The sequence below is a fragment of the Thauera sp. WH-2 genome (assembly GCF_048321015.1).
Taxonomy (GTDB): Bacteria; Pseudomonadota; Gammaproteobacteria; order Burkholderiales; family Rhodocyclaceae; genus Thauera.
The window spans coordinates 139,405-164,180 of the sequence record NZ_JBLWFG010000001.1; the positions used below are offsets into that span (position 1 = coordinate 139,405).

General features: G+C 66.1%; 27 protein-coding genes. 17 read left to right on the forward strand and 10 right to left on the reverse strand.

Features of this window, described 5'->3' with window-relative positions; all coding sequences use genetic code 11:
* Positions 1-113: 113 nt before the first annotated feature.
* The 3 genes from ACNKW1_RS00735 to ACNKW1_RS00745 are packed head-to-tail and all read left to right on the forward strand — an operon-like array spanning position 114 to position 3,124.
* A complete protein-coding gene (locus tag ACNKW1_RS00735) occupies positions 114-611 on the forward strand; it encodes a peroxiredoxin (RefSeq protein ID WP_418362700.1) in 498 nt (165 codons plus the stop codon).
* Positions 586-1,074, forward strand: coding sequence for an FKBP-type peptidyl-prolyl cis-trans isomerase (locus ACNKW1_RS00740; RefSeq protein WP_418362701.1), 489 nt, complete (start codon positions 586-588; stop codon positions 1,072-1,074). Before ACNKW1_RS00735 ends, ACNKW1_RS00740 begins: the two co-directional genes overlap by 26 nt.
* On the forward strand, positions 1,046-3,124 hold the full coding sequence (locus ACNKW1_RS00745) for a dipeptide ABC transporter ATP-binding protein (RefSeq protein WP_418362702.1): 2,079 nt from the start codon (positions 1,046-1,048) through the stop codon (positions 3,122-3,124). Before ACNKW1_RS00740 ends, ACNKW1_RS00745 begins: the two co-directional genes overlap by 29 nt.
* 23 nt (positions 3,125-3,147) lie before the next feature.
* On the opposite strand, the gene ACNKW1_RS00750 is transcribed toward ACNKW1_RS00745, so the two are convergent.
* Both ACNKW1_RS00750 and gloB read right to left on the reverse strand, forming a co-directional pair.
* Positions 3,148-4,644, reverse strand: a complete 1,497-nt coding sequence (locus ACNKW1_RS00750; RefSeq protein ID WP_418362703.1) for a transglycosylase SLT domain-containing protein — start codon at positions 4,642-4,644, stop codon at positions 3,148-3,150.
* Positions 4,645-4,651: 7 nt separating this feature from the next.
* The gene (gloB, locus tag ACNKW1_RS00755; protein ID WP_418362704.1) at positions 4,652-5,425 is read right to left on the reverse strand and encodes a hydroxyacylglutathione hydrolase; all 774 of its coding nucleotides are present in this window, start codon (positions 5,423-5,425) and stop codon (positions 4,652-4,654) included.
* A 27-nt stretch (positions 5,426-5,452) separates the two neighbouring features.
* Between gloB and ACNKW1_RS00760 the strand changes: the two genes are divergently transcribed.
* From ACNKW1_RS00760 to dnaQ, 3 genes are read left to right on the forward strand one after another with little or no spacing between them, the layout of a single operon-like run.
* Positions 5,453-6,172 carry a class I SAM-dependent methyltransferase gene (locus ACNKW1_RS00760; RefSeq protein WP_418362705.1) on the forward strand — a complete coding sequence of 240 codons (720 nt, stop codon included), beginning with the start codon at positions 5,453-5,455 and terminating at the stop codon, positions 6,170-6,172.
* A gap of 2 nt (positions 6,173-6,174) precedes the next feature.
* Positions 6,175-6,633, forward strand: a complete 459-nt coding sequence (gene rnhA / locus ACNKW1_RS00765) for a ribonuclease HI (RefSeq protein ID WP_418362706.1) — start codon at positions 6,175-6,177, stop codon at positions 6,631-6,633.
* A gap of 13 nt (positions 6,634-6,646) precedes the next feature.
* Positions 6,647-7,372 (forward strand): DNA polymerase III subunit epsilon, encoded by a 726-nt coding sequence (dnaQ, locus tag ACNKW1_RS00770; RefSeq protein WP_418362707.1) that lies wholly within the window; start codon positions 6,647-6,649, stop codon positions 7,370-7,372.
* 24 nt (positions 7,373-7,396) lie between these two features.
* Here dnaQ and ACNKW1_RS00775 read toward each other — a convergent pair whose 3' ends face one another.
* The 5 genes from ACNKW1_RS00775 to ACNKW1_RS00795 form a co-directional block, all read right to left on the reverse strand.
* Entirely contained in the window at positions 7,397-7,804 is a 408-nt protein-coding gene (locus ACNKW1_RS00775; RefSeq protein WP_418362708.1) for a CBS domain-containing protein, read from the reverse strand.
* 18 nt (positions 7,805-7,822) lie between these two features.
* Positions 7,823-8,020: a (Na+)-NQR maturation NqrM gene (gene nqrM, locus ACNKW1_RS00780; RefSeq protein WP_418362709.1), complete on the reverse strand. Its 198-nt coding sequence runs from the start codon at positions 8,018-8,020 to the stop codon at positions 7,823-7,825.
* Between the two features lie 82 nt (positions 8,021-8,102).
* On the reverse strand, positions 8,103-8,873 hold the full coding sequence (locus ACNKW1_RS00785) for a fused MFS/spermidine synthase (protein ID WP_418362710.1): 771 nt from the start codon (positions 8,871-8,873) through the stop codon (positions 8,103-8,105).
* On the reverse strand, positions 8,870-11,476 hold the full coding sequence (mutS, locus tag ACNKW1_RS00790; RefSeq protein WP_418363341.1) for a DNA mismatch repair protein MutS: 2,607 nt from the start codon (positions 11,474-11,476) through the stop codon (positions 8,870-8,872). Before mutS ends, ACNKW1_RS00785 begins: the two co-directional genes overlap by 4 nt.
* Positions 11,477-11,570: 94 nt before the next feature.
* On the reverse strand, positions 11,571-12,383 hold the full coding sequence (locus ACNKW1_RS00795) for an inositol monophosphatase family protein (RefSeq protein ID WP_418362711.1): 813 nt from the start codon (positions 12,381-12,383) through the stop codon (positions 11,571-11,573).
* A 133-nt stretch (positions 12,384-12,516) separates the two neighbouring features.
* On the opposite strand from ACNKW1_RS00795, the gene ACNKW1_RS00800 reads away from it, so the two are divergent.
* The 11 genes from ACNKW1_RS00800 (at position 12,517) to iscX (ending at position 21,123) form a co-directional block, all read left to right on the forward strand.
* The gene (locus tag ACNKW1_RS00800; RefSeq protein ID WP_418362712.1) at positions 12,517-13,254 is read left to right on the forward strand and encodes an RNA methyltransferase; all 738 of its coding nucleotides are present in this window, start codon (positions 12,517-12,519) and stop codon (positions 13,252-13,254) included.
* 143 nt (positions 13,255-13,397) lie between these two features.
* On the forward strand, positions 13,398-14,153 hold the full coding sequence (gene cysE, locus ACNKW1_RS00805; RefSeq protein ID WP_418362713.1) for a serine O-acetyltransferase: 756 nt from the start codon (positions 13,398-13,400) through the stop codon (positions 14,151-14,153).
* A 260-nt stretch (positions 14,154-14,413) separates the two neighbouring features.
* Positions 14,414-14,896 (forward strand): Fe-S cluster assembly transcriptional regulator IscR, encoded by a 483-nt coding sequence (gene iscR / locus ACNKW1_RS00810; RefSeq protein ID WP_418362714.1) that lies wholly within the window; start codon positions 14,414-14,416, stop codon positions 14,894-14,896.
* A gap of 29 nt (positions 14,897-14,925) precedes the next feature.
* Entirely contained in the window at positions 14,926-16,089 is a 1,164-nt protein-coding gene (locus ACNKW1_RS00815; protein ID WP_418362715.1) for a cysteine desulfurase family protein, read from the forward strand.
* 57 nt (positions 16,090-16,146) lie between these two features.
* Positions 16,147-17,355 carry an IscS subfamily cysteine desulfurase gene (locus ACNKW1_RS00820; RefSeq protein ID WP_418363342.1) on the forward strand — a complete coding sequence of 403 codons (1,209 nt, stop codon included), beginning with the start codon at positions 16,147-16,149 and terminating at the stop codon, positions 17,353-17,355.
* 51 nt (positions 17,356-17,406) lie between these two features.
* Positions 17,407-17,790 carry a Fe-S cluster assembly scaffold IscU gene (gene iscU, locus ACNKW1_RS00825; protein ID WP_418362716.1) on the forward strand — a complete coding sequence of 128 codons (384 nt, stop codon included), beginning with the start codon at positions 17,407-17,409 and terminating at the stop codon, positions 17,788-17,790.
* Positions 17,791-17,816: 26 nt separating this feature from the next.
* A complete protein-coding gene (gene iscA, locus ACNKW1_RS00830) occupies positions 17,817-18,140 on the forward strand; it encodes an iron-sulfur cluster assembly protein IscA (RefSeq protein WP_418362717.1) in 324 nt (107 codons plus the stop codon).
* 10 nt (positions 18,141-18,150) lie between these two features.
* Positions 18,151-18,687: a Fe-S protein assembly co-chaperone HscB gene (hscB, locus tag ACNKW1_RS00835; protein ID WP_418362718.1), complete on the forward strand. Its 537-nt coding sequence runs from the start codon at positions 18,151-18,153 to the stop codon at positions 18,685-18,687.
* An 18-nt stretch (positions 18,688-18,705) separates the two neighbouring features.
* Positions 18,706-20,574, forward strand: a complete 1,869-nt coding sequence (gene hscA, locus ACNKW1_RS00840; RefSeq protein ID WP_418362719.1) for a Fe-S protein assembly chaperone HscA — start codon at positions 18,706-18,708, stop codon at positions 20,572-20,574.
* A gap of 11 nt (positions 20,575-20,585) precedes the next feature.
* Complete coding sequence (gene fdx / locus ACNKW1_RS00845) at positions 20,586-20,927, forward strand: ISC system 2Fe-2S type ferredoxin (protein ID WP_418362720.1); 342 nt, start codon at positions 20,586-20,588, stop codon at positions 20,925-20,927.
* Position 20,928: 1 nt separating this feature from the next.
* Complete coding sequence (iscX, locus tag ACNKW1_RS00850) at positions 20,929-21,123, forward strand: Fe-S cluster assembly protein IscX (protein ID WP_418362721.1); 195 nt, start codon at positions 20,929-20,931, stop codon at positions 21,121-21,123.
* Between the two features lie 111 nt (positions 21,124-21,234).
* Here the strand turns inward: iscX and prmB are convergent, their stop codons facing one another.
* From prmB to ACNKW1_RS00865, 3 genes are all read right to left on the reverse strand, one after another.
* Complete coding sequence (prmB, locus tag ACNKW1_RS00855) at positions 21,235-22,182, reverse strand: 50S ribosomal protein L3 N(5)-glutamine methyltransferase (protein ID WP_418362722.1); 948 nt, start codon at positions 22,180-22,182, stop codon at positions 21,235-21,237.
* Between the two features lie 153 nt (positions 22,183-22,335).
* Positions 22,336-23,475, reverse strand: a complete 1,140-nt coding sequence (gene dapE, locus ACNKW1_RS00860) for a succinyl-diaminopimelate desuccinylase (RefSeq protein ID WP_418362723.1) — start codon at positions 23,473-23,475, stop codon at positions 22,336-22,338.
* A gap of 47 nt (positions 23,476-23,522) precedes the next feature.
* The gene (locus ACNKW1_RS00865) at positions 23,523-24,698 is read right to left on the reverse strand and encodes a PilT/PilU family type 4a pilus ATPase (RefSeq protein WP_418362724.1); all 1,176 of its coding nucleotides are present in this window, start codon (positions 24,696-24,698) and stop codon (positions 23,523-23,525) included.
* Between the last annotated feature and the right edge of the window lie 78 nt (positions 24,699-24,776).

The following is a 24,776-nucleotide window of genomic DNA, read 5'->3' on the forward strand; positions in this document are numbered from 1 at the left end:
AAGGGACGCGTCTGCCTGCCCGGCTGGCGCAGTTTCCGGAAGCTGTCCTGGCCAGCGTCGGTAGTGTTGGCCGGGGCTCTCGGCTAGAATCCGCCCCTCATCACGGAGAACACATGCTCAAAAGCGGAGATACCGCCCCCGCCTTTACGTTGCCCGATGCCGACATGGAAATTTTCGACCTCGCGTCGGAGGTCGGCAAGCATCATGTCGTTCTTTACTTCTACCCCCGCGACAAGACCCCGGGCTGCACGCTCCAGGCCGCAGATTTCAGCGACCACGAGGACGAGTTCGCCCTTTTCGACTGCATCGTGGTCGGCGTGAGTCCGGACGATTGTCTGACGCACGCCGAGTTTCGTGACCAGGAAGGGTTGTCGATCCGTCTGCTCTCCGATGCGGATACCGAGGCGTGCCGCCTCTACGGTGTCTGGCAGGAACGGGAAGTCGACGGCGTGAAGAAGATGGGTGTGCGGCGATCGACCTTCATCATCGACAAGGAAGGCTGCATTCGCCACGCGCTCTACGATGTGACACCCCGTGGCCACGCCGCCGCGGTTTTCGAACTGGTCAAGGAACTGGAACCCCGAAATGCAAAACGAAATCGTAAAAAATAGCGTGGTCACGCTGCAGTACACCGTGCGCGATCCGGAAGGCAGCGTCATCGACGACGGGCAGCACCCGCTGGTGTATCTGCATGGCGGCTACGACGGCATCTTCCCGGTGCTTGAAGAAGCGCTGCATGGCCGGAAGCTCGGTGAGCAACTGCAGGTCAAGCTGCAGCCCGAGGATGCCTTCGGCGACTACGACGAGGAATTGGTCCTGGTCGAGGACGCCAAGCTCTTCCCGGACAACATCGAGGTGGGCATGAGCTTCGAGCGCGTCTCGGACGACGGCGAGGAAGACATGGTCTACCGCATCACCGACATCGCCGACGGCAAGGTCGTGGTCGATGGAAACCACCCGCTGGCCGGTGTGGCGCTGGTATTCGACATCACCGTCGCTGAAGTGCGGGCGGCCAGCGCCGAGGAGCTCTCCCACGGCCACGTTCATGGTCCGGGCGGACATCACCACCACTGATATCGCTGAATCTCCACTGCTTCAGGTCGCCGGCCTGAGCGTGGAGATTGCGCGCGCCGGCGGCGAGATTCGTCCTGTCGACGGCGTCGACCTCGAGATCCGCAGCGGAGAAACGCTCGCCCTGCTGGGCGAGTCCGGCTGCGGCAAGTCCATGACGGCACTGGCGCTGGCCCGCCTGCTCCCCGATGGCGGGCGCATTGCGGGTGGCAGCGTCCGTCTGGGCGGAGAGAACCTGCTCGCGCTGCCCGAGGCGGCGATGCGCAAGGTGCGCGGCGGGCGCATCGGCATGATCTTCCAGGAGCCCGCCACCAGCCTCAATCCGGTGATGAGCGTGGGCGCGCAGATCGTCGAGGCGCTCGCGGTGCACGGCCTGCGCGGCGAGGCGGCGCGCGAGGAAGCCTGCAAGCTGCTTGAGGCGGTGGGTATTCCCGACCCCGCGCGGCGGCTGCGGGAATATCCCTTCCAGTTCTCCGGCGGCATGAAGCAGCGCGTGATGATCGCGATGGCGCTGGCCGGCCGGCCGCACCTGCTGATCGCCGACGAGCCGACCACGGCGCTCGATGTCACCATCCAGGCACAGGTGCTCGATCTGCTTGCCGGCATCCAGCGGCGCGAAGGCATGGCCATGCTGCTGATCACGCATGATCTGGGCGTGGTGGCGCGCATGGCGCACAGGGTCGGCGTGATGTACGCTGGCCAGGTCGTGGAAACCGGACCGCGGGCCGATTTCTTCACCGCGCCACTTCACCCCTATTCGCGCAAGCTTTTTGCCGCGCTGCCCGGCACCGAGAAGCGCGGCAGCCCGCTCGACGCGCCTGCGGGCAGCGTGCCGCCGCTCGATCGCAGCTTCGTGGGCTGCCGTTTCGCCGAGCGCTGTCCCATGGCTTTCGACCGTTGCGACGAGGAGTCGCCGGCGTGGCACCACGTGGGTGTGCAGGCGGTGCGCTGCCACCTGTACGAAGGGGTGAGCGTGCCGCGCGCGCTCGAGATGCAGGTTGCAGTGGGCGTGCCGGAGGCGCGCTCGGGGGGTTCCCAGGCGGTGCTCGAGGTGCGCGATCTGGCGGTGCATTTTCCGGTGCGCAAGGGACTGCTCCAGCGCCCGGTGGGCTACGTGCGAGCGGTTGACGGCGTCAGCCTGAGGCTGATGCCGGGGCGCACCCTGGCCCTGGTGGGCGAGTCGGGGTGCGGCAAGACCACAGTGGGCAAGGCGATCCTGCGCTTGATCGAGCCCAGCGCCGGCAAGCTGCTGCTGGATGGCGAGGCCTATTCGGCCTTGCCGCGGCAGGCGCTGCATGCGCTCAGGCGGGCGGTACAGATGGTGTTCCAGGATCCGTTCGCTTCGCTGAACCCACGCATGCGGGTGGGCGAGATCATCGCGGAGGGGCTGCAGGCGCTGGGTGTCGAGACCGACCCCAATACATGTCAGGTGCGCGTCGCGGAACTGCTCGAGCGCGTGGGGCTTTCGGGCGACATGCGCTGGCGCTATCCGCACGAGTTCTCCGGCGGGCAGCGTCAGCGCATCGCCGTAGCGAGGGCGCTGGCGGTTTCTCCGCGAGTGATCGTGTGTGACGAGCCGACGAGTGCACTCGACGTGTCGGTCCAGGCGCAACTGCTCAACCTGATGCGTGCCCTTCAGCACGAGCAGCAATTGGCCTACCTGTTCATCACACACAATCTCGCGGTGGTCGAGTACCTGGCCGACGACGTCGCGGTGATGTACCTCGGTCGGATCGTGGAAGAGGGGCCACTCGCACGCGTGCTTGGCGCGAGTGCCCATCCCTATACCCGGGCGCTTCTGGCAGCGGTGCCACGGCTGGGCGAAGAGGAGGAGAGGGGTGATGCTTCTGCCGAGGAGGAGCATGCAGCCCGTGCCGCGCAGATGATCGAGCTGCCGTCTCCCTTGCACCCGCCCGCGGGTTGTCATTTTCATCCGCGTTGCCCGCTGGCGAGCGACGTTTGCCGCGCAAGTTATCCCGGCACGACAGAACTTGGGCACGGACACCGTGTGCGCTGTCATTGGCCGCAAACCCAGCCGCAAACCCGGGTCTGAACGGCGCTCCGCGCAGCCGGGTGTCAGCGCGCCGCCTTGCGCTTGGCGCCCGACCTTGCCGTGTTGCGTGGCTGCGAGCGGGGCGACTTGAGCCCGGTGGCGCCTCCCTTCTTGGAGGGGGCGTTCAGCTTCAGTCCCTGCGGGCGAACGAGGGCTGCACGCAGGGGCAACAGGCTGACCACTTCCAGGGCCCCGTCCGGATCGACGCCGTCCGGTACCAACAGCGCGTAGCCCGGAGCGGGCTGGCTTCCTGAGGCAAGGCCGTTGAGCTTGAGCAGCTGGGCATGGCTGATGCCATGCCGTGCCGCCAGTGCCTGCAGGGTTTCACCCTTGGCCAGACGATGAATGCGCCAACTCCCGTCCTCCTCGTCGAGTTCGGCCAGCCCTTCCTGCAATTGACTGGCACGGTCGGCCGGCACGACAAAGCTCTGTCCCGGCAGGGTGACGGCCGGGCGATTGAAGCCCGGGTTCAGGGCCAGAAATTCGTCCAGCGGCATGTCGGACAGCCGCGCTGCAGTAGCCAGATCGACGCCGATCGGCGCATCCACGCTGACGAAGTGCAGCTCGTTGGCGACATAAGGCAACTCGAAGTGGAACAGTTCTGGTTGCGCGACGATGTTCTTGATGGCCTGCAGCTTGGGGATGTATTTCTGCGTCTCTTCCGGCATGCGCAGGTGCTTGTACTCGAGCGGCAGTCCCTCTTCGGCATTGCGCTTGAGGGCGCGCTGCACCGAGCCTTCTCCCCAGTTGTACGAGGCAAGTGCGAGGTGCCAGTCGCCATGCATGTCGTAGATGCGCTGCAGGTAGTCGAGGGCTGCATTGGTGGAGGCGATGACGTCGCGACGCTCGTCGATCCAGTGGTTCTGCGCGAGGTTGTAATGCTGACCGGTGGATGGGATGAACTGCCAGAGCCCAGAGGCATGCGCGCGTGAGTAGGCCATCGGGTTATAGCTGCTCTCGATCATCGGCAGCAGGGCGATCTCGGTCGGCATGCCGCGCCGTTCGAGTTCGTCGACGATGTAGTAGAGGTAACGTCCGCCCCGTTCGAACACCTGCTTCAGGAAGCGGGGACGGTTCAGGTAAAAACTCTGCTGTTCCATGACGCGCGGGCTGTCCAGGTCCGGCATGCCGAAGCCGCGCCGGATGCGGTCCCAGATGTCGTTGGCGTCGCGGGTCAGGTCGAGGGTGAGCACGCGCGCGGCCGTGACGGGCGGCAAAAGCGCAGCGCGCTGACCAGTCGTAGCCGATGCAGTAGAAAGGTCGGCTGCGGGCGCCATGGGGGTGGGCAAGGCCCCGGCTGTATCCGGTGTCTGCGCACCGGGGGGCTGTGGGTCGGCGGCCTGCAGATCGGTGCGCTGCGGGTGGATGGCCTGGGCAGGCTGCGCGACCTGCGCCCCGGCTTGCGCACCGCTGGCGGTGGCATGAAGGCAGAGGGCGGCGGAGAGCACAAGTGCGATGGCACGCAGCAGGGCGGACAGGGTCATCGGCCCCCGGCCATGGAGGGCATCCTTTGGCTTCATGTGCGGTTCAGAACTGATCCTTCCAGGCGCGCAAGGCGGCAAGACAGGCTTGCGCATCGGCGGGCCGGACGCCGCTGTGGGCCTGCACCGCGGAGAGAATGCCGGGGCGGTCGCAGCGCAAGAAGGGATTGATCTCGCGCTCGAGCCCGATCGTGCTCGGCAGGGTCGGTTCGCCGCGGGCCCGCAGCGCTTGACAGTGTTCGGCGTGCCGGTCGCGGGCAGGGTTGTCCGGCTCGGCGGCGCGTGCAAACGCAAGATTGGACAGGGTGTATTCGTGGGCGGCGCAGACGCGCGTCTCGGCGGGCAGCGCGGCAAGTCGTGCGAGTGCAGCACCCAACTGGGCCGGCGTGCCCTCGAAGAGGCGCCCGCAGCCAGCCGAAAAAAGCGTGTCGCCGCAGAACACCACGCCGGGTTCGATGTCCATGCTCAGGTAAGCGGCGTGACCCGCGGTGTGCGCGGGGACCCCGAGCACGCGGAAGCGCGCGGCCGGGTGGACCAGGTGGATCTCGTCGCCCTCGGCGACCGGGTGGCTCACGCCCGTGATCGCCTCGGCCGCTGGTCCATGGACCGGCACCTGCCACGCCGAGAGGAGCCTGGCAAGACCGCCGATATGGTCGGCGTGGTGGTGGGTGATGAAGATCGCCGAGAGCGCCAGCCCGAGGCGCTGCAGAGCCTCTTCAACCGGGGCGGCATCGCCCGGGTCGACCACCGCCGCATGGCGGCCGTCATGCATCAGCCAGATGTAGTTATCGCGGAAGGCAGGAAGAGGGATAATGTGCATCCGCGAATTGTGAGGACCTGAGTGACGATGTCAATCCTCCGGCTCGAGGAATGGCTGCAGACGCCGCAGGGGCGGTACCTGCTCGACTGGGAGCAGTCGGTGCTGGACCAGTGCCTGGCGGACCTCTTCGGCTACTACGCGGTGCAGGTCGGCCTGCCGGGCATCGATCTCCTGCGGGCGAATCGCATGCCGCAGCGCGTACGCTGCTGTGCCACCGACGCGGGAGCGGATGTGCTTGCGCAGCCTCATGCGCTTCCCCTCGCGAGTGGCAGTGTGGATCTGGTGGTGCTGCCGCATGTGCTCGAGTTCTCCCCCCATGCGCACACAATCCTGCGCGAGGTGGAGCGTGTGCTGGTTCCGGAAGGCAGCGTGATCGTGACCGGACTGAACCCGCTCAGCCTTTGGGGGCTGCGCAGGATGATGGCACGGACCGGTGCCGAATCTCCGTGGCGGGGGCGCTATCGCACGGTGATGCAGATCCGCGATTGGCTCGGTTTGCTGGGGTTCGAGATCCAGCACAACGCCTTCGGTTGTTACGCACCGCCGCTGCGCACCCCGCGCTGGCGCTGCCTGGACCGGGCCGGCGCGCGCTGGTGGCCCGTGTTGGGCGCGGGCTATATGGTGCATGGGGTGAAGCGGGTGCAAGGCATGCGGCTGATCACCCCTCATTGGCGAGGCCGCAAGGCAAGTACGAAACGGCTTTCTCCCGTTGCGCAGCGCGACGGGAGCACGAGGACATTGCTTTAGACATGGAAGAAGTGGATATCTACACCGACGGCGCCTGCAGCGGCAATCCAGGGCCGGGCGGCTGGGGTGCGATCCTGCGTTCGGGTCCGCACGAGAAGGAGATCTGGGGGGGCGAGCCGGACACCACGAACAACCGCATGGAGCTGCTTGCGGTGATCCGGGCACTGGATGCGCTCAAGCGCCCGGTCACGGCGCGGGTCCACACCGACAGCCAGTACGTGCAGAAGGGAATCTCCGAGTGGATTCACGGCTGGAAGGCGCGCGGCTGGAAGACGGCTTCCAAGGAGCCGGTGAAGAACGCAGACCTGTGGCGTGCATTGGATGCGGCGGCGGCCCGCCACCAAGTGAAATGGCTTTGGGTGCGCGGCCACTCGGGCCATCCCGAGAACGAACGGGCCGATGCGCTGGCGCGGCGGGGCGTCGATGCGGTGCGCCGGAATGGCGCGTCGGCGCAGGGCTGAACGGAGAGCGGGAATGCGACAGATCGTACTCGACACTGAAACCACTGGCCTGGACTGGCGTAACGGAGATCGCGTCATCGAGATCGGCTGCGTCGAATTGCTCAACCGCAGCCTCACCGGGCGTCACTATCACGTGTATATCAACCCGGGGCGGAGCATCGACGCGGAGGCCGTCGCGGTGCATGGCATCACCGAGGAGTTTCTCGCCGACAAGCCCAAGTTCGCCGATATCGTCGCCGAGTTCGAGGACTTCGTCCGCGACGCCGAACTGGTGATCCACAACGCGAGCTTCGACGTCGGCTTCCTCGACTGCGAACTGGACCTGCTCGGGCGTGGAAAGCTCGCCGCGCTATGCGCGGGTGTGGTCGACACGCTCAAGATGGCCAAGGAGCAGAATCCGGGCAAGAAAGCTTCGCTCGATGCGCTGTGCGATCGCTACGAGGTCGACAATGCGCACCGCGAGTTGCACGGCGCGCTGCTGGACGCCGAGTTGCTCGCCGAGGTGTATCTGGCGATGACCCGCGGCCAGGAGAGCCTGATGATCGGGCTCGAAGACGAAGTGCCGATGCCGGAGTCCGATGCGGGCGGCGCACCGGCCGTGCGCCCGGCGCTCAAGGTGTTGCGTGCGACCGAGGACGAACTGAAGGCGCACGCCGAGGTCCTCGATGCGATCGCCAAGGCAAACAAGGGCGTATGCCTGTGGTTGCCGCCCGCAGAACAGGCGTCGCCCGCCGCTTGAAACAGCGCCGTCACGCGAGGGCGCTCAGCGCTCCTCGTTGCGCACCTTCTCGAGGCCTCTGAGGATGTCGCGGCGCGAAATCTGGCCCACCAGACGCGATCCTTCGCATACCGGCAGGCAGCGGTAGTGCTTGCTCAGGAACAGCTGGATCGCGTCGATCAGGCTGGCATCGCCCGAGATCGAAGTGAGGTCGCGACTCATGAAGTCCTGCACCGTGCCTTCCTCGCGTCGGAAGTAGGAGGCATCAAGCGCAGCCTTCAGGCAGTCCTTCTCCGACAGAAAGCCGATCAGGCGACTGTTGTCATCCACTACGGGCGCGCCGCTCAGGCCATGCTTGAGCAGGGTGTGCACCGCCTTGAGCAGGTTGGTATCGGATTTGAAGGCGAGGTGGTCACCCACCATGTAGTCCTTGACAAGCAGGGAACTGAGCATGCTTTCTCCTGAGTGGAATCAGTGTTGTTCTTCGGTTTGGGCCGCGTCGAGGCGAGCCTGGCGCTTCGAACACGGGTTGCTGCAGCCGCAAGCGCCACCGCTCGCACCCAGCCCACCGCAACTGCCTGCAATGGGCTTGCGTCCGAACATGACGCCAATGGCCATGGCACCGATCACGATGCCGATCACGACGAAGGCGATCAGGAAGGTGTTCATGCGTTCAATCCTCTTTGCACAGGGCCTCGCGACCCGACGTTGAGGTGGACAATAACGCGCGCGAGGCGTTTATGGCCACGTTTTACAGTCGCAGTACGCCACCGGGCAAGGCGCTCGATGCCTCCAGACGGGTGACGGTAGGAAGCAGGTCCAGTCCCGTCTCGGCCTTGAGCGTTCGTGCGCGTTCCCGCAGGTCTTCGATGCTGCGCTCGATGGGCTCTCCATCGGCGCCGAAAGCCACGACGTTGCCGCTGTCGCAGGACGGAAAGGCAAGCGCGCGATCATCGAAGGCGCGCACGATGCGCTCGAGGCTCGCCTTGTAACCGCGCGAACGACCGAAGAGGTTCACCGCCATGATGCCTCGCTTCGACAGCCGCGCCCGCACTGCCTGGTGGAAGGGCTCGGTGTCGAGCACGCCCGCGCGCGCGTTGCGGTCGAAGCCGTCAACGAGCACGTAGTCCCACGCTTCGTCGTGCTCGAGCACGAACTGTGCACCGCAGCCGATGTGCACCGAGAAGCGCGCGTCCTCCGCCGGCAGCTTGAAGAACTGGCGCGCCGCGGCGACCACCGCGGGCGCGATCTCGACCACGCGGATCTTCGCCTGCGGCAGGTGGTGATGCACGAAGCGCGCCAGCGAGGCCGCGCCCAGGCCGATGATCAGCACCTTGCGCGGCCAGTGCGCGCCGTCGGCGGCGAGACCGTCGCGCAGCAGCAGTCCGGCCATCATCTCGCGGGTGTAGGCGAGCTCGAGCGCATGCGGCTTGCGGATGCGCATCGCGCCCTGGATCCAGTCGGAGCCGAAGTGCAGGTAGCGCACGCCGGCTTCTTCGGAGATCTCGATTGGCGGGTTCATGCGTTGTGGTCTCCGGCCAGGCGCTTGAGGGCGTAGAGGCGCTCGAGCGCCTCGCGCGGGGTGAGCGCGTCCGGGTCGATGTCGGCGAGCTCGGTGAGCACCGGGTGCGACAGCGGCGCGTCCTCCGGTTCAGGCAGCGCGGCGAAGAGGTCGGCCTGCGGGCCGGCCTCGATCTCGCGGTTCTCCAGCGCGCGCAGTCGCCGCTTGGCGTCGCGGATCACCGCGGCCGGGATGCCGGCGAGCGCGGCGACCTCGATGCCGTAGCTCTGGCTCGCCGGGCCTTCCTCCAGCGCGTGCAGGAAGACGATGCGGTGGCCGTGCTCGACCGCGTCCAGGTGCACATTCGCGCACTCGGGGTAGTCGGCGTTGAGCCGGGTGAGCTCGAAGTAGTGCGTGGCGAACAGCGTCAGCGCGCGCGACTTCTCCAGCAGGTGGCGGGCGATCGCGAAGGCGAGCGCGAGGCCGTCGAAGGTCGAGGTGCCGCGGCCGATCTCGTCCATCAGCACCAGGCTGCGTTCGGTGGCGCCGTGCAGGATGGCAGCCGCCTCAGTCATCTCGACCATGAAGGTCGAGCGCCCGGAGGCGAGGTCGTCGGATGCACCGATGCGGGTGAAGATGGCATCCAGCGGGCCGAGCTCTGCTGCATCCGCGGGCACGAAGCTGCCGACGTGGGCGAGCAGGCAGATGAGCGCGACCTGGCGCATGAAGGTCGATTTGCCGCCCATGTTGGGGCCGGTGATCATCAGCATGCGGCGCGTGGCGGCCAGGCGCGCGTCGTTGCGGATGAAGCTCTCGACCTGGCGCTCGACCACCGGATGACGGCCGCCGACGATGTTCAGGCCCGGCGTGTCGACGAAGCGCGGCTGCACGTAGCCGTAGCGCAGTGCGGCCTCGGCCAGCGCCGCGAGACCGTCGAGCAGGGCCAGCGCGCGCGCGATGCGCTGCAGCGCCGGGATGTGTGCGGCGAGCACGTCCAGCACTTGGTCGAAGAGGAGCTTTTCACGTGCCAGCGCACGCTCGTTGGCCGACAGCGCCTTGTCCTCGAAGGCCTTGAGCTCGGGCGTGATGTAGCGCTCGGCGTTCTTCAGCGTCTGGCGGCGGCGGTAGTCGTCGGGCACCTTGTCGGCGTTGGCGCGGCTGACCTCGATGTAGAAGCCGTGCACCTTGTTGAACTCGACCTTGAGCCCGGGGATGCCGCTGCGCTCGCGCTCGCGCGCCTCCAGCGCCATCAGGAACTCGCCGCAGTTGGTCTGGATGCCGCGAAGCTCGTCGAGCTCGGCATCGAAGCCGGGGGCGATCACACCGCCGTCGCGCACCATGGCGGCGGGTTCGGCGGCGATGGCCTGCTGCAGCAGCGCGAGCGGCTCGGGGGCGATGGCGAGCGCGCCGACGATCTCGGCGAGCAGCGGCGCGCGGCAGGGGGCGAGCGCGGCGGCGAGCTCGGGCAGCCGCAGCAGGCTCTCGCGCAGCGCGGAGAGGTCGCGCGGGCGGGCGCTGCGCAGCGCGATGCGGGCGGTGATGCGGTCGACGTCGGCCACGCCACGCAGCGCGCCGCGCACGGCGAAGGCGACGCGGCCGTCGCGCCCGGCCAGCGCGAACCCACCGGCGGCTGCGTCCGTGTGCTCGCTCATCTCGCTTTCGACCGTACCCACGAGTTCCGCCACCGCTGCATGGCGCGCGGCGGGTTCGGTGCGGTCGCGCAGCGGGTGGTGCAGCGCATGGCGCAGCCAGCGCGAGCCCATGCTGGTCACGCAGGTGTCGAGCAGAGAGAGCAGGGTGGGCGAGGGCTCGCCGCGCAGGGTCTCGGTGAGTTCCAGGTTGCGCCGGGTGGCGGCGTCCAGGCGCAGGGTCTCCGATTCGCGCTCGACGACGAGGCCGGTGACGTGGGCGAGCGTCTGGCGCTGGGTGGCCTGGGCGTAGTCGTACAGGGCCGCGGCGGCGCCGAGCGCCACCGGCAGGTCCTCGACGCCGAAGCCGGCGAGGTCGCGGGTGCCGAAGTGGGTGGTGAGCAGGCGCGTGCCGGTCTCGGCGTCGAACTGCCAGTCGGCCAGCCGGCGCTGCGCGGGGGCGAGCGCGTCGAGGAGCGGCAGGGCGAGGCCGTCGGGCACCAGCACCTCGGCCGGGCGCAGGCGCTCGAACTGCGCCTGCAGCGCATCCGACGGACATTGCATGAGGCGGAAGTCGCCGTTGGCGAGGTTCAGCCAGGCCAGCCCCAGCACGCCGCGGTGCAGGCTGGCGGCGAGCAGCAGGGAATCGCGGCGGTCATCGAGCAGCGCGGCGTCGGTCAGCGTGCCGGGGGTGACGATGCGGCTCACCGCACGCTCCATCGGTCCCTTGGTTGCGCCCGGCTCACCGACCTGCTCAGCGATTACCACCGATTCGCCGAGCCTGACCAGGCGCGCGAGGTACTGCTCGACTGCGTGGAAGGGCACGCCTGCCATGCGGATCGGCTTGCCACCCGACTGGCCGCGGGTGGTGAGCGTGATGTCGAGCAGGCGCGCGGCCTTCTCGGCGTCGTCGAAGAAGAGCTCGTAGAAATCGCCCATGCGGTAGAAGAGCAGGGTGTCCGGATGCTGCTGCTTGATCCGGAGGTACTGCTGCATCATGGGGGTGTGGGCGGCAATCTCCGCCTCGCTCAGGCTGGCCGGGCGCGCAGCCGCTTCGCCGCGCGATCGCTTGCTCGCTGCCAAGACGGCCTCAGGCCTGCATGTTGGCCGGGCGCCAGGCCTGAATGATGGGCAGCAGCTGGCCGAAGATCTTCGGCGTGGCGGCCACCACGTTACCGGAGGTGAGGTAGTTGCCCTCGCCCGACAGGTCCGACACCAGTCCACCCGCTTCCTGAATCAGCAGCACGCCAGCGGCCATGTCCCACGGCGACAGACCCATTTCCCAGAAGCCATCGAAACGGCCGGCGGCTACGTAGGCGAGGTCGAGCGAGGCAGCGCCCGGACGGCGGATGCCGGCGGTCTTCTGGGTGAGTTCCTTGAACATGCCCAGGTAGGCATCCACGTTGTCGGACTGGCGGAAAGGAAAGCCGGTGCCGATCAGGGCTTCGTTGAGGCGGGTGCGACGAGAGACGCGGATGCGGCGGTCGTTGAGGAAAGCGCCGCTGCCGCGCGAGGCGGTGAAGAGTTCGTTGGTATTGGGATCGTAGACCACGCCATGCTCCAGCACGCCGTTCTTCGTCTGCGCGATCGAGATCGCATACTGCGGGAAGCCGTGAATGAAGTTGGTGGTTCCGTCGAGCGGATCGATGATCCAGTTGAACTCGCTTTCCTGACCGTTCGCCGGCCCGGTCTCGCCGGACTCCTCTGCTAGAATTCCGTGCCCCGGGAAGGCGTCGCGCAGCACCTCGATGATGGCCTGCTCTGCGGCACGGTCCACTTCGGTGACGAAATCGTTGGGGGACTTGGACTGCACGGTCAGCAGGTCGAGCTGGTTCGCCGCGCGGTTGATGACGGACGCGGCGCGACGGGCGGCCTTGACGGCGATGTTCAGGGTGGGATGCATGCGGATCGGTCTCGGTTAAAGAATCGGGGCCTGCGACGTGCAGCGCGCGGGGCGTCAGGGACGCCTTGCCGTCTTATCGCCTTCACGTTCCGGGCAGGCAGCCCGGCAAATTCGGAAAACGCGGAATTTTAATATGAATCGCCCCCTTGCGCTCGACCGTATCCGGGTTGTCCTGTCGCGTACCAGCCACCCGGGAAACATCGGCGCTGCCGCTCGCGCGATGAAGACCATGGGTCTGCGCGACCTGTGGCTGGTGGCGCCGGAGTCGTTCCCGGATGAGGTGGCCACGGCCCGCGCCTCGGGTGCCGTGGACCTGCTCGAATCGGCCCACGTGGTCGGCAGCCTGCAGGAGGCGCTGGCCGACACCGTGTTTTCCGCCGCCCTGACGGCACGCCGGCGCGAGCTTTCGCTCCCGCGCCAGCAGGCAAGGGATGCCGCGCTGGAACTGGTTTCGCGCACGCAGGATGGCGTGGTTGCGCTGGTGTTCGGCAACGAGACCAGCGGCCTGACCAACGAGGAGGCCGCGCTGTGCAGCCTGCCGGTGACGGTCCCGACCGATCCCGACTTTTCTTCGCTCAATCTGGGGGCTGCCGTGCAGGTGTTGGCCTATGAGTTGCGGATGGCGGTACTCGGTGCCGAGGCTGCGCCTGCAGATCCGCAGCCGGAGCCCGCGACCCATGCCGATTTCGAGGGTTTCATGGCGCATCTCGAACGTGCCGTGACCGCAAGCGGCTTCCACGATCCCACCACGCCCAAGCGCTTGTTGCCGCGCATGCGACGACTCTTTAACCGAGTACGGCTCGAGCGCGAGGAGGTCGCGCTGCTGCGCGGCATGCTCACGACCTTTGAGACGCCGCGCAAGCGGGGCTGAGCACCCGGCTGCATGCCGTGCGCTGCGCAGACGGGGCTTTCTGCCGCTTGCGATAGTCGATTAAAATTGTCGGAAATTCAGCGCAGCCCTCGCTGTGCGACCTCCCTGCACGCTTTCTTGTCCCATCCTGGAGTTTCTCCATCATGTTCAGCCGCCTTCGAGAAGATCTGGCCAGCGTTCGCGAGCGCGATCCTGCCGCGCGCTCCACGCTCGAGGTGCTGACCTGTTATCCGGGTATTCATGCCCTGATGTTTCATCGCCTGGCACACGGTGCATGGCAGCGGGGCTGGCATTGGCTCGGGCGCTTTCTCAGCCATGTCGGGCGCTTCTTCACGGGCATCGAGATCCATCCCGGTGCAGTGATCGGGCGGCGGGTGTTCATCGACCACGGCATGGGGGTGGTGATCGGTGAGACGGCTGAAATTGGGGACGATTGCACGATCTACCAGGGCGTGACCCTTGGGGGGACGTCGCTGTATCGCGGTACCAAGCGTCACCCCACGCTCGGTCGCGGCGTCGTGGTCGGTGCAGGGGCAAAGGTGCTGGGCGGCTTCACCGTAGGCGAGGGGGCAAAGATCGGCTCGAACGCGGTGGTGGTGAAACCGGTGCCGGACGGGGCTACGGCGGTGGGAAACCCGGCACGCATCCTCGATCCGGAGCGGGATGCTGCACGCGAGCAGAAGGCGGAGGAGATCGGATTCAGCGCCTACGGTGTCACACGCGACATGGACGACCCGGTTGCGAAGGCTTTGCATGGTTTGCTGGATCATGCGGTGGAAACCGACCGCCGCATGCACGCCATCATCGCGCGCCTCGAGGCGCAGGGTGTCAAGCTGGATGACGTCGCCGAGGCGAGTGACGATTTCGACGCAGGTCGGCTGTCGAAGATGGTCGATTAGGCGGGTGGCGACTGTCGGGTGTCTGGACGCATAGGGACCGGGTCAGGCTGACGGCTGAGTAGTTGACCGTTTTTGTCGGGATAAGTATAGTCGAGCGAAATTGTAGGGTATTCGATGGAGTGAGCGCGGACACGGTTGTGCCGCAGTGCGCGGCTGATCTTGGGCCCTCTGCGGCTTCATCCCGGCTATGGCTGTTCGACTTTAGCTGTTCGAATTTCCCTGCCGCTTTTGCCCCCAGCAGATTTATTTCAGGAGCACGCATGAGACTGACGACCAAGGGCCGCTTCGCCGTTACGGCGATGATCGACCTGGCTTCGCGCGAAGCCGATGGGCCGGTCACGCTGGCCGGTATTGCAGACCGGCAGAAAATCTCGCTCTCCTATCTCGAACAACTTTTCGGCAAGCTGCGCCGTCACGACCTGGTGAGCAGCGTGCGCGGCCCGGGGGGAGGCTACCGGCTGGCGCGCGACATGGCGGAGATCACCGTGGCTGACATCATCGTCGCGGTGGATGAGCCGCTTGACGCGACCCAGTGCGGCGGCAAGGAAAACTGTCACGACGCCCATCGCTGCATGACGCACGACCTGTGGGCGAATCTCAACAAGCGCATGTACGCCTATCTGGATTCGGTAACCCTGGACGCTCTGGTGAATCGCCGCATCCTGCCGGACTCCGAAACCTCGGTGCTCAAGAACATGCACCGCCGAAGCATGGCAGCCACCCGTCAGGTCGCGGCGGTCTGAGCGCAGTCCGCATCCATTCACGACGTAGTATGCGCTTTACGCCCACTTACCTAGACTGGAACGCAAGCACGCCGCTGGACCCCGTAGTGCGCGAGGCGATGCTGCCCTGGCTGGGTGCGGCCGAGCCGGCACGCTTCGGCAACGCGTCCAGCCGTCACGAGTATGGTCGTCAGGCGCGTGCAGCCGTGGATGAGGCGCGCGCGCGCGTGGCGACGGCAGTCGGCGCACATGCGACCGAGGTGATCTTCACGAGCGGCGGGTCGGAGGCGAACAACCTCTTCCTCAAGGGCGCGGCCGGCGTCATGAAGCCGGGCCTGGTGGCCGTGAGCGGCATCGAACACCCTTGCGTGCGTGAGCCTGCACGACAGCTGCGGCGCAGCGGCTGGACGATGCGCGAGATCGCGGTGGACGTCCAAGGGCGCGTGGCACAGGAGGATTGGCAGACGGTGCTGTCCGACAAGCCGCGTCTGGTGTCGGTGATGCTGGCGAACAACGAGACCGGCGTGATTCAGGACATCGGTAGCCTGGCTGTAGAAGCTCGCGCTGCCGGCGCGCTGTTTCACTCGGATGCGGTGCAGGCGCTGGGCAAGATCGAGGTCGACTTTCGCGGCCTCGGTGTCCATGCGCTCACGCTTTCCGCGCACAAGATCGGCGGGCCGCTGGGGGCGGGGGCGCTCGTTGTGGACAAGCGTGTCGAGCTCGCGCCCTTGATCGCTGGTGGCGGTCAGGAGCGGGGGTTGCGCTCCGGCACCGAGAACGTGGCGGCGATCGTCGGCTTCGGCGCTGCCTGCGAGCTTGCTGTCGCGCGGCGCGAGGCGGAACATGCGCGCCTGACCACGCTGCGCGACGAGATCGAAGCTGCGCTGGCGGCGCGTGGTGCGCAGATTTTCTCTGCTGGCGCGCTGCGCCTGCCGAATACCGTATTCTTCGCCCTCGCCGGAATTGACGGTGAGACCCTCGTGGGCAAGCTCGACCGTGCGGGCTTCGCCTGTGCGAGTGGTTCCGCCTGTTCGAGCGCAAACCCCGAGCCTTCGCATACCCTGCTTGCGATGGGGGTGGAGCCCGGTCTTGCGCGCGGTGCGCTGAGGGTGAGTCTTGGTCGCGACACCTGCGAAGACGACGTGCGGCGTTTTGTGCAGACCTTTGTCCGCGTCGCAGACGAATTGAAGAACCTGGCGTCGGTGGCGCGCTGAACGACACGCCCCGGCAGACGTGATACACGAACAACGAACTTGCGGAGAGACGCAATGCTGAAGTTCCCCATCTACCTTGACTACTCGGCCACGACCCCGGTGGATCCGCGCGTCGCGCAGAAGATGATCCCCTGGCTCACCGAGCATTTCGGCAACCCCGCCAGCCGCTCGCACGCCTTCGGCTGGGAAGCCGAGAAGGCCGTCGAGGACGCGCGTGAACAGGTTGCCGCATTGGTGAATGCGGACGCCAAGGAGATCATCTGGACCTCCGGCGCCACCGAGTCGAACAACCTTGCGATCAAGGGCGCTGCGCACTTCTATCAGGGCAAGGGCAAGCACGTCATCACCGTCAAGACGGAACACAAGGCCGTGCTCGACACGGTGCGCGAGCTCGAGCGCGAGGGTTTCGAGGCCACGTATCTCGACGTGCAGGAGAACGGCCTGATCGATCTCGAGGTGCTCAAGGCGGCGATCCGCCCTGACACCATCCTGATCTCGGTAATGTTCGTGAACAACGAGATCGGTGTGGTGCAGCCGATCGCCGAGATCGGCGAGCTGTGCCGCGAGAAGGGCATCGTCTTCCACGTCGACGCTGCGCAGGCGACCGGCAAGGTGGACATCGACCTGGCCAGGCTCAAGGTGGATCTGATGAGCTTCTCGGCGCACAAGACGTACGGCCCCAAGGGCATCGGCGCGCTGTACGTGCGCCGCAAGCCGCGCGTGCGCCTGGAAGCGCAGATGCACGGCGGCGGCCATGAGCGCGGCCTGCGCTCCGGCACGCTCGCCACTCACCAGATCGTGGGCATGGGTGAAGCCTTCCGCATTGCACGCGAGGAGATGGCCGGGGAAAATGCGCGCATCACCAAGCTGCGCGACAAGCTGCTCGCCGGCCTGACCGACATCGAGGCCACCTATGTGAACGGCGACCTCGAGCACCGTGTGCCGCACAACCTGAACATCTCCTTCGCCTACGTCGAAGGCGAGTCGTTGATCATGGCGATCAAGGACATCGCGGTGTCGTCCGGTTCGGCGTGCACCTCGGCCAGCCTGGAGCCGTCCTATGTGCTGCGCGCGCTGGGTCGCAACGACGAGCTTGCGCACAGCTCGATCCGCTTCACCATCGGCCGCTTCACCACGGAAGAGGAAGTCGACTTCACGATCGACCTGCTGCACAAGAAGATCGGCAAGCTGCGCGAGCTCTCCCCGTTGTGGGAGATGTACAAGGACGGCGTGGATCTTGACGCCGTGCAGTGGGCGGCGCACTGATCGGTACGCGCGCGGTCGAAGCAACAGAGACAACCCCAGCAGGAGAAAAACATGGCATACAGCGAAAAGGTCCTGGACCACTACGAGAACCCCCGCAACGTCGGCTCCTTCGGCAAGGATGAGGAAGGCGTGGCGACCGGCATGGTCGGCGCGCCCGCCTGTGGCGACGTCATGAAGCTGCAGATCAAGGTCGGCAAGGATGGCGTGATCGAGGACGCCAAGTTCAAGACCTATGGCTGCGGCTCGGCGATCGCATCGAGCTCGCTCGTCACCGAGTGGGTCAAGGGCAAGACCATTGATCAGGCGCTCGAGATCAAGAACACCCAGATCGCCGAAGAGCTGGCCCTGCCGCCGGTGAAGATCCACTGCTCGATCCTCGCCGAGGACGCGATCAAGGCCGCCGTGGCCGACTACAAGAAGAAGCACGACGCCTGACCGGCTCGTTCAGTACAGGAGGAATCATGGCCGTCACGCTTTCCGAATCCGCCGCCCGGCATGTGTCCACTTTCATTGCCAAGCGTGGCAAGGGGCTGGGCATCCGTCTCGGCGTGAAGACCTCGGGCTGCTCGGGCATGGCCTACAAGCTCGAGTTCGTCGACAACACCGAGGACGAGGACCTGGTCTTCGAGAGTCATGGCGTCAAGGTCGTCATCGACCCGAAGAGCCTGTCTTACCTCGATGGCACCGAACTGGACTTCGTCAAGGAAGGGCTCAACGAGGGCTTCAAGTTCAACAACCCGAACGTGAAGGATCAGTGCGGGTGCGGCGAAAGCTTCAACGTCTGAGCCGCGCGCGATGAGCATCGACCTGACGCAGGACTTCTTCGCGCTGTTCGGGCTGCCGCGCCGTTACGCGCTCGACGAGGGTGCGCTCGAGGCCGCCTGGCATACGCTGCAGTCCCAGGTGCACCCGGACCGGCACGCACACCTGTCGGACACCGAGAGGCGCCTGTCGATGCAATGGGCGACGCGGGTGAACGAGGGCTTTCGCACCCTGCGCAAGCCGCTCGCGCGCGCGCAGTACCTGCTCGAGCTGGCCGGAGTCGATGCCGCGCTGGAAACCAACACCGCCATGTCGCCCGAGTTCCTGATGGAACAGATGGAGTGGCGCGAAGCGGTGGAAGAAGCGCGCATCGCCGCCGACGCGGGCGAGCTCGAGGAGCTGCACCGCCGCCTGCTCGGTCATGCGCGTGAGGTGCGCGGCCATCTGGCCGAGCAGCTCGACACACGACACGACTACGAAGCGGCTGCCGACACCGTGCGTCGGCTGATGTTCGTGGACAAACTCCAGCAAGAAATCGACGAGGCCCTGCTGGCCCTCGAAAACGAGTAAGCACGGAACGAAGACCCGATGGCCCTGCTGCAAATCGCTGAACCCGGCATGTCCGCCGAGCCGCACAAGCACCGGCTCGCGGTGGGCATTGATCTGGGGACCACCAATTCGCTCGTCGCCACAGTGCGCAACGGCATTGCCGTCTGCCTGCCGGACGAGACGGGCCGCACCATGCTGCCGTCCGCGGTCCGCTACCTCACCGAGGGGGGGGTCGAGGTTGGCCTTGCGGCGCTCAAGGCGCAGGCGGTCGACCCGCGCAACACCATTGTCTCGGTCAAGCGCTTCATGGGGCGTGGCCTCAAGGACGTCGCCCACATCGAGGCCGTACCCTACGACTTCGAGGACGCCAAAGGCATGCTGCGCCTGCGCACCGTGCAGGGCGTGAAGAGCCCGGTGGAGGTATCTGCCGAGATCCTGCGCCTTCTGCGCGAGCGCGCGGAGGCCAGTCTGGGCGGTGCGCTCGTCGGCGCCGTCATTACCGTGCCGGCCTACTTCGACGACGCCCAGCGCCAGGCTACCAAGGATGCCGCGCGCCTGGCGGGACTGGACGTGCTGCGTCTGCTCAACGAGCCCACCGCTGCTGCAGTGGCCTACGGTCTCGACAATGCGGCCGAAGGCGTCTATGCCGTGTACGACCTTGGCGGCGGCACCTTCGACCTCTCCATCCTCAAGCTTTCGCGTGGCGTGTTCGAGGTGTTGTCCACGAACGGCGACGCGGCCCTCGGCGGTGACGACTTCGATCATCGCCTGTTCTGCTGGATTCTCGACAAGTCCAAGATCTCGCCGCCGTCCCTGCAGGATGCGCGTCGGCTGCAGATGAAGGCGCGCGAAGCGAAGGAACTGCTCACCAGTTGCGAGGAGGCGCCGGTGCATGTACGCCTGGCTTCGGGCGAGGAGGTGGACCTGGTGGTCACGCGCGAAGAGTTCGCCGAGATGACCGCCAACCTCGTGCAGAAGACGCTGACGCCGGTGCGCAAGGCGCTGCGCGACGCCGGACTCGCCCCGGATGAAATCAAGGGTGTGGTCATGGTCGGCGGGGCAACGCGCATGCCGCACATCCAGCGCGCGGTGGCGAACTACTTCGGCCAGGAACCGCTCACCAACCTCGACCCCGACAAGGTCGTTGCGCTGGGCGCCGCGATGCAGGCGAACGTGCTCGCGGGCAACCGTGCCGGAGAGGACGACTGGCTGCTGCTCGACGTCATTCCGCTCTCGCTCGGTCTGGAGACGATGGGTGGGCTGGTCGAGAAAGTCATCCCGCGCAACTCCACGCTGCCGATCGCGCGTGCCCAGGAATTCACCACCTTCAAGGACGGCCAGACCGCGATGGCTTTCCATGTTGTGCAGGGCGAGCGCGAGCTCGTGTCAGACTGCCGCTCGCTCGCGCGTTTTGAGCTGCGTGGCATCCCGCCGATGGTGGCGGGGGCGGCACGTATCCGGGTCACCTTCCAGGTGGACGCCGATGGTCTGCTGTCGGTGTCTGCGCGCGAGATGTCCTCTGGGGTGGAGGCGAGCGTGCTCGTAAAGCCGTCCTACGGCCTGTCCGACGACGAGATCGCGGAGATGCTGCGTTCCGGCGTCGATCACGCCGGCGACGATATGCTGGCACGTGCGCTGCGCGAACAGCAGGTTGAGGCCGACCGGGTGATCGAGGCGGTCGCCGCAGCGCTCGACAAGGACGGCGAGTTGCTCGACGTTGAGGAGCGCGCGCGCATCGACGCCGTGCTGGCAAGCCTGCACCAGCTTCGCGCTGGCGAGGACCATCGCGCGATCAAGGCCGGCATCGACGCCGTTGCCCGCGCCACCGACGAATTTGCCGCCCGCCGTATGGACAACAGCATTCGCAGCGCGCTTGCTGGCCATAAGGTGGATGAACTGAATTTCTGAAGCACGAAACCATGACCCAGATCATCGTCCTGCCCCACGTCGAACTCTGCCCGGATGGTGGCGTCATCGACGTCGCACCCGGTACCACCATCTGCGACGGCCTGCTGGATCACGGCATCGAGATCGAACACGCCTGCGAGAAATCCTGTGCGTGCACCACCTGCCACGTGATCGTACGCGAAGGCTTTGATTCGCTGAACGAAGCCACCGAGGATGAGGAAGACCTGCTCGACAAGGCCTGGGGCCTGGAGCCGAACTCACGCCTGTCCTGCCAGACGGTAATCGCTGACACGCCGCTGGTGGTCGAGATCCCGCGCTATACCATCAACATGGCTCGCGAAGGAAAGCACTGACATGAAGTGGACAGAGGTTCAGGAAATCGCCATCCAGCTCGCTGACGCGCATCCAGAGGTCGATCCGACAAAGCTGAATTTCGTCGACCTGATGAACTGGGTCATGGCGCTGCCCGAGTTCGACGACGACCCAAAGCGCTGCGGCGAGCGCATTCTCGAGGGCATCCAGCAGGCCTGGATCGACGAAGTCGCCTGACCGCCGCAGCGACGACGTCAGCACCAAAAGCGATATCAGCGCGGCCGCCACCGCAGCGTCTCCCCGGCATATCGACCGGGGGCGCGTTGCGGTTTTTCTGCAACGCCCGATTCAGAGCTCCGAACCCGGCAGATCCTCGCGCCTGAGCAGAAAGACCATGTCGTCTCCGCCCCGGGTGGAGAGCCAGTTGAAGGGCAGGTCGGGGAAGGCCTCTTCGACGATTGAACGGTTGTGTCCGACCTCGACTGCAAGGAGTCCGCCCGGGTTCAGGTGCGCAGCAGACTCGGCGATCAGGCGCCGCACCACATCCAATCCATCGTCGCCCGAGGCGAGCGCCATCTGCGGCTCATGCAGGTATTCCGGCGGGAGCGCGTCCATGGCCTCTGCGGTGACGTAGGGGGGATTGCTCAGGATCAGATCGAAGCTGCGCCCCTGCAGGGCTGAGAACACGTCGCTGCAGACGAGTTCGACGCGCTCTTCCAGTCCGTAGTCCTCCACATTGATGCGTGCGACCTCGAGCGCATCCGCGGAAAGGTCTGCACCCACCACCGCAGCGTGCGGGAAGGCGTGTGCCATCAGGATCGCGAGGCACCCTGAGCCGGTGCACAGGTCAAGCACACTGCCCACGGCCTCCGGGTCTTCCACCCAGGGTGCCAGCCCGTCCTCGAGCAACTCGGCGAAGAAGGACCGGGGCACGATCACGCGCGGGTCCACCGTGAAGCGGAAATCTCCCAGCCAGGCTTCACCCAGGATGTAGGCGGTCGGCAAGCGTTCGTCTGCGCGTTGTTCGATCGCCTGCAGCAGGTCGAGGCGTTCTTCCCCAGGAATGCAGGCATCGAGGAAGGGTTCAAGACGATCGAGGGGCAGGGCGAGCGTGCCGAGGATCAGCCATACGGCCTCGTCGAAGCTGTCCTGTACGCCATGGCCGCAGAAGATGCCGGCGCGGTTGAAGCGGGTAACTGCGTAGCGCAGCCAGTCGCGGACGGTGACGAGCTCGGCAAGGGGACCGTGCTCATGTTCGTGATCGTGCTCGTCTTCCGGGTGTTCGTCGTGGTGCATCAGGGCCTCTTGGGTTCGGTGTGCGTCGCATGATCGCCACGCACGGGATTTCGTGGGAGCGGGCTTGCCCGCGAAAGGTGTGCAGTGGGCTGAAGGCGTTACGGGGTGGCGATGTCTGGCCGGGGGCTGGTTCCTGGATTCGCCGTCGTCACATCAGGCCGTCAGCAGTCCCTCCAGGGTTCGCTCGTAGACCACCGAAAGCGGTTCGATCGCATCGAGGGAAACGCATTCGTTCACCTGGTGAATGCTTGCATTGACCGGGCCGAACTCGACCACTTCCTTGCAGATCTCGGCGATGAAGCGTCCGTCGGAGGTGCCGCCGGTGGTTGACAGCTCGGTTTCCACTCCCAGCGTATCCAGGATTGCCGCCGATAGCGCGCCGACCAGCCTGCCTCGCCCGGTGATGAAGGGTTTTCCCGACAAGTGCCAGTCGACCTCGTAGTCCAGTCCGTGGCGGTCGAGTACATCATGCGTGCGGGCCTTGAGGGTTTCGGCGCTCGACCCGGAGCTGAAACGGAAGTTGAACATCACCTCGCACACGCCCGGGATGACGTTGTTGGCGCCGGTTCCTGCGTGGATGTTGGACACCTGCCAGGTGGTGGGCGGGAAGAACGCGTTGCCCTCGTCCCAGGTGGTCGATGCCAACTCGGCCAGCGCTGGTGCGAAAAGGTGGATCGGGTTGCGCGCGAGCTGTGGATAGGCGACGTGCCCCTGCTTGCCCTTGACGCGCAGCGTGCCCGAAAGCGAGCCACGCCGGCCGTTCTTGATCATGTCGCCCAAGGTCTTCACCGAGGTTGGTTCGCCAACGATGCAGTAGTCCAGGCGCTCGCCACGGGCAGCGAGCGCCTCCACCACCTTGACCGTACCGTGGGTGGCGATGCCTTCCTCATCGGAGGTCAGCAGCAGCGCGATGCTGCCGTCGTGGGCGGGGTGCTGCGCCACGAAGCGCTCGATCGCGGTCACGAATGCCGCGAGCGAGGTCTTCATGTCGGCAGCGCCCCGTCCGTACAGCATGCCCTCGCGCTCGGTGGGTGCGAAGGGCGGAGTGGTCCAGGCCTCGGCCGGTCCGGGAGGTACCACGTCGGTGTGGCCAGCGAAGCAGAGCACGGGCGTCGCGGTTCCGCGCCGCGCCCACAGATTGCTGACGCCGCCGGTGTCGATGCGCTCGATCGTGAACCCGAGCGGGCGCAGCCGGTCGGTGATCAGTTCGAGGCAGCCTGCATCGTCGGGCGTGACCGATGGGCGAGCGATGAGCGCACGGGCCAGGGCCCGCGTGGAAAGGTCTTCTGTCATGGGGGTCTCGGGCACGACCGGCAGTGCGGTCGCGCCTCAGTACGTGCTCAGTTGTTGTTCAGGTCGAGCGTGAACTCCTGGAACGAGGCGCCGTCCGGCGAACTCGCTTCGAAGTCCATCGCTTTCGGCGTCCGAACCTGTGTCGACTTCAACTCTGCGCTCTGGATCTGCGCGTTGTTGATCAGCCAGTGCAGGTTCGTGGGCGAATCGGCGTTGGCCAGCGCCTCTTCTAGCGTGACCTGCTTTTCGCTGTAGAGCCGGTACAGTGCCTGTTCGAAGGTCTGCGAGCCGGGCGCCAGCGATTGCTCCATGGCCTCCTTGATGCCGTTCAGTTCGCCACGTTCGATCAACTCGGCAGTGTGGCGGGTGTTCATCAGGATCTCCACTGCGGGAATGCGCTTGCCGTCGGGCTTGCGCACCAGCCGCTGGGAGACGATGCAGCGCAGGGCGACGGCGAGGTCCAGGTAGAGCAGCTGACGGTTCTCCAGCGGGAAGAAGTTCACGATGCGGTTGAGGGCATGGTAGGCGTTGTTCGCGTGCAGCGTTGCGAGGCAGAGATGGCCCGTCTGCGAATACGAGATCGCTGCCTGCATGGTTTCCCGGTCGCGGATCTCACCGATCAGGATGCAGTCCGGGGCCTGGCGCATGGCATTGCGCAAGGCCTCGTTCCAGCTCTTGGTGTCGATGCCGACCTCGCGCTGGTTCACCACCGACTTGCGGTGTCTGAACAGGTACTCGATCGGGTCCTCCACCGTGAGGATGTGACCGCTGCGGCTCCCGTTGCGGTGGTCGAGCATGGAGGCCAGCGTGGTGGATTTGCCCGAGCCGGTCGCCCCTACCACGAGCACGAGGCCGCGCTTTTCCATCACCACTTCATTGAGCACCGGCGGCATCCCCAGGCTCTCGATGGTCGGGATATCGCTCTGAATGTAGCGCACCACCACTGCCATCGAGTTGCGTTGCCAGAACACGTTGACCCGGAAGTTGCCCAGGTCCCGACGACCGAAGGAGAGGTTGAGTTCCCGATCCTTTTCGAGGGTGGTCATCTGCGCCGGGGTGATGGCCTCGGTCAGCATGCGCTGGATCATCAGCGGATCCATCATCTGCTGATTGATCGGCATGGTGTGCCCCTGGATCTTGATGTGGATCGGGGCGCCTGCAGTGATGAAGAGGTCCGAGGCCTTTTTCTCGGCCATCAGCTGGAAGAGACTGTCGAAAATCATGGCGTGAAGGTCCCGGACAAAAGATCGTGAGCATCGCAGGAGCGCCTCTTGCGCGCGCGCAAGGTCATCGCGGCAAAG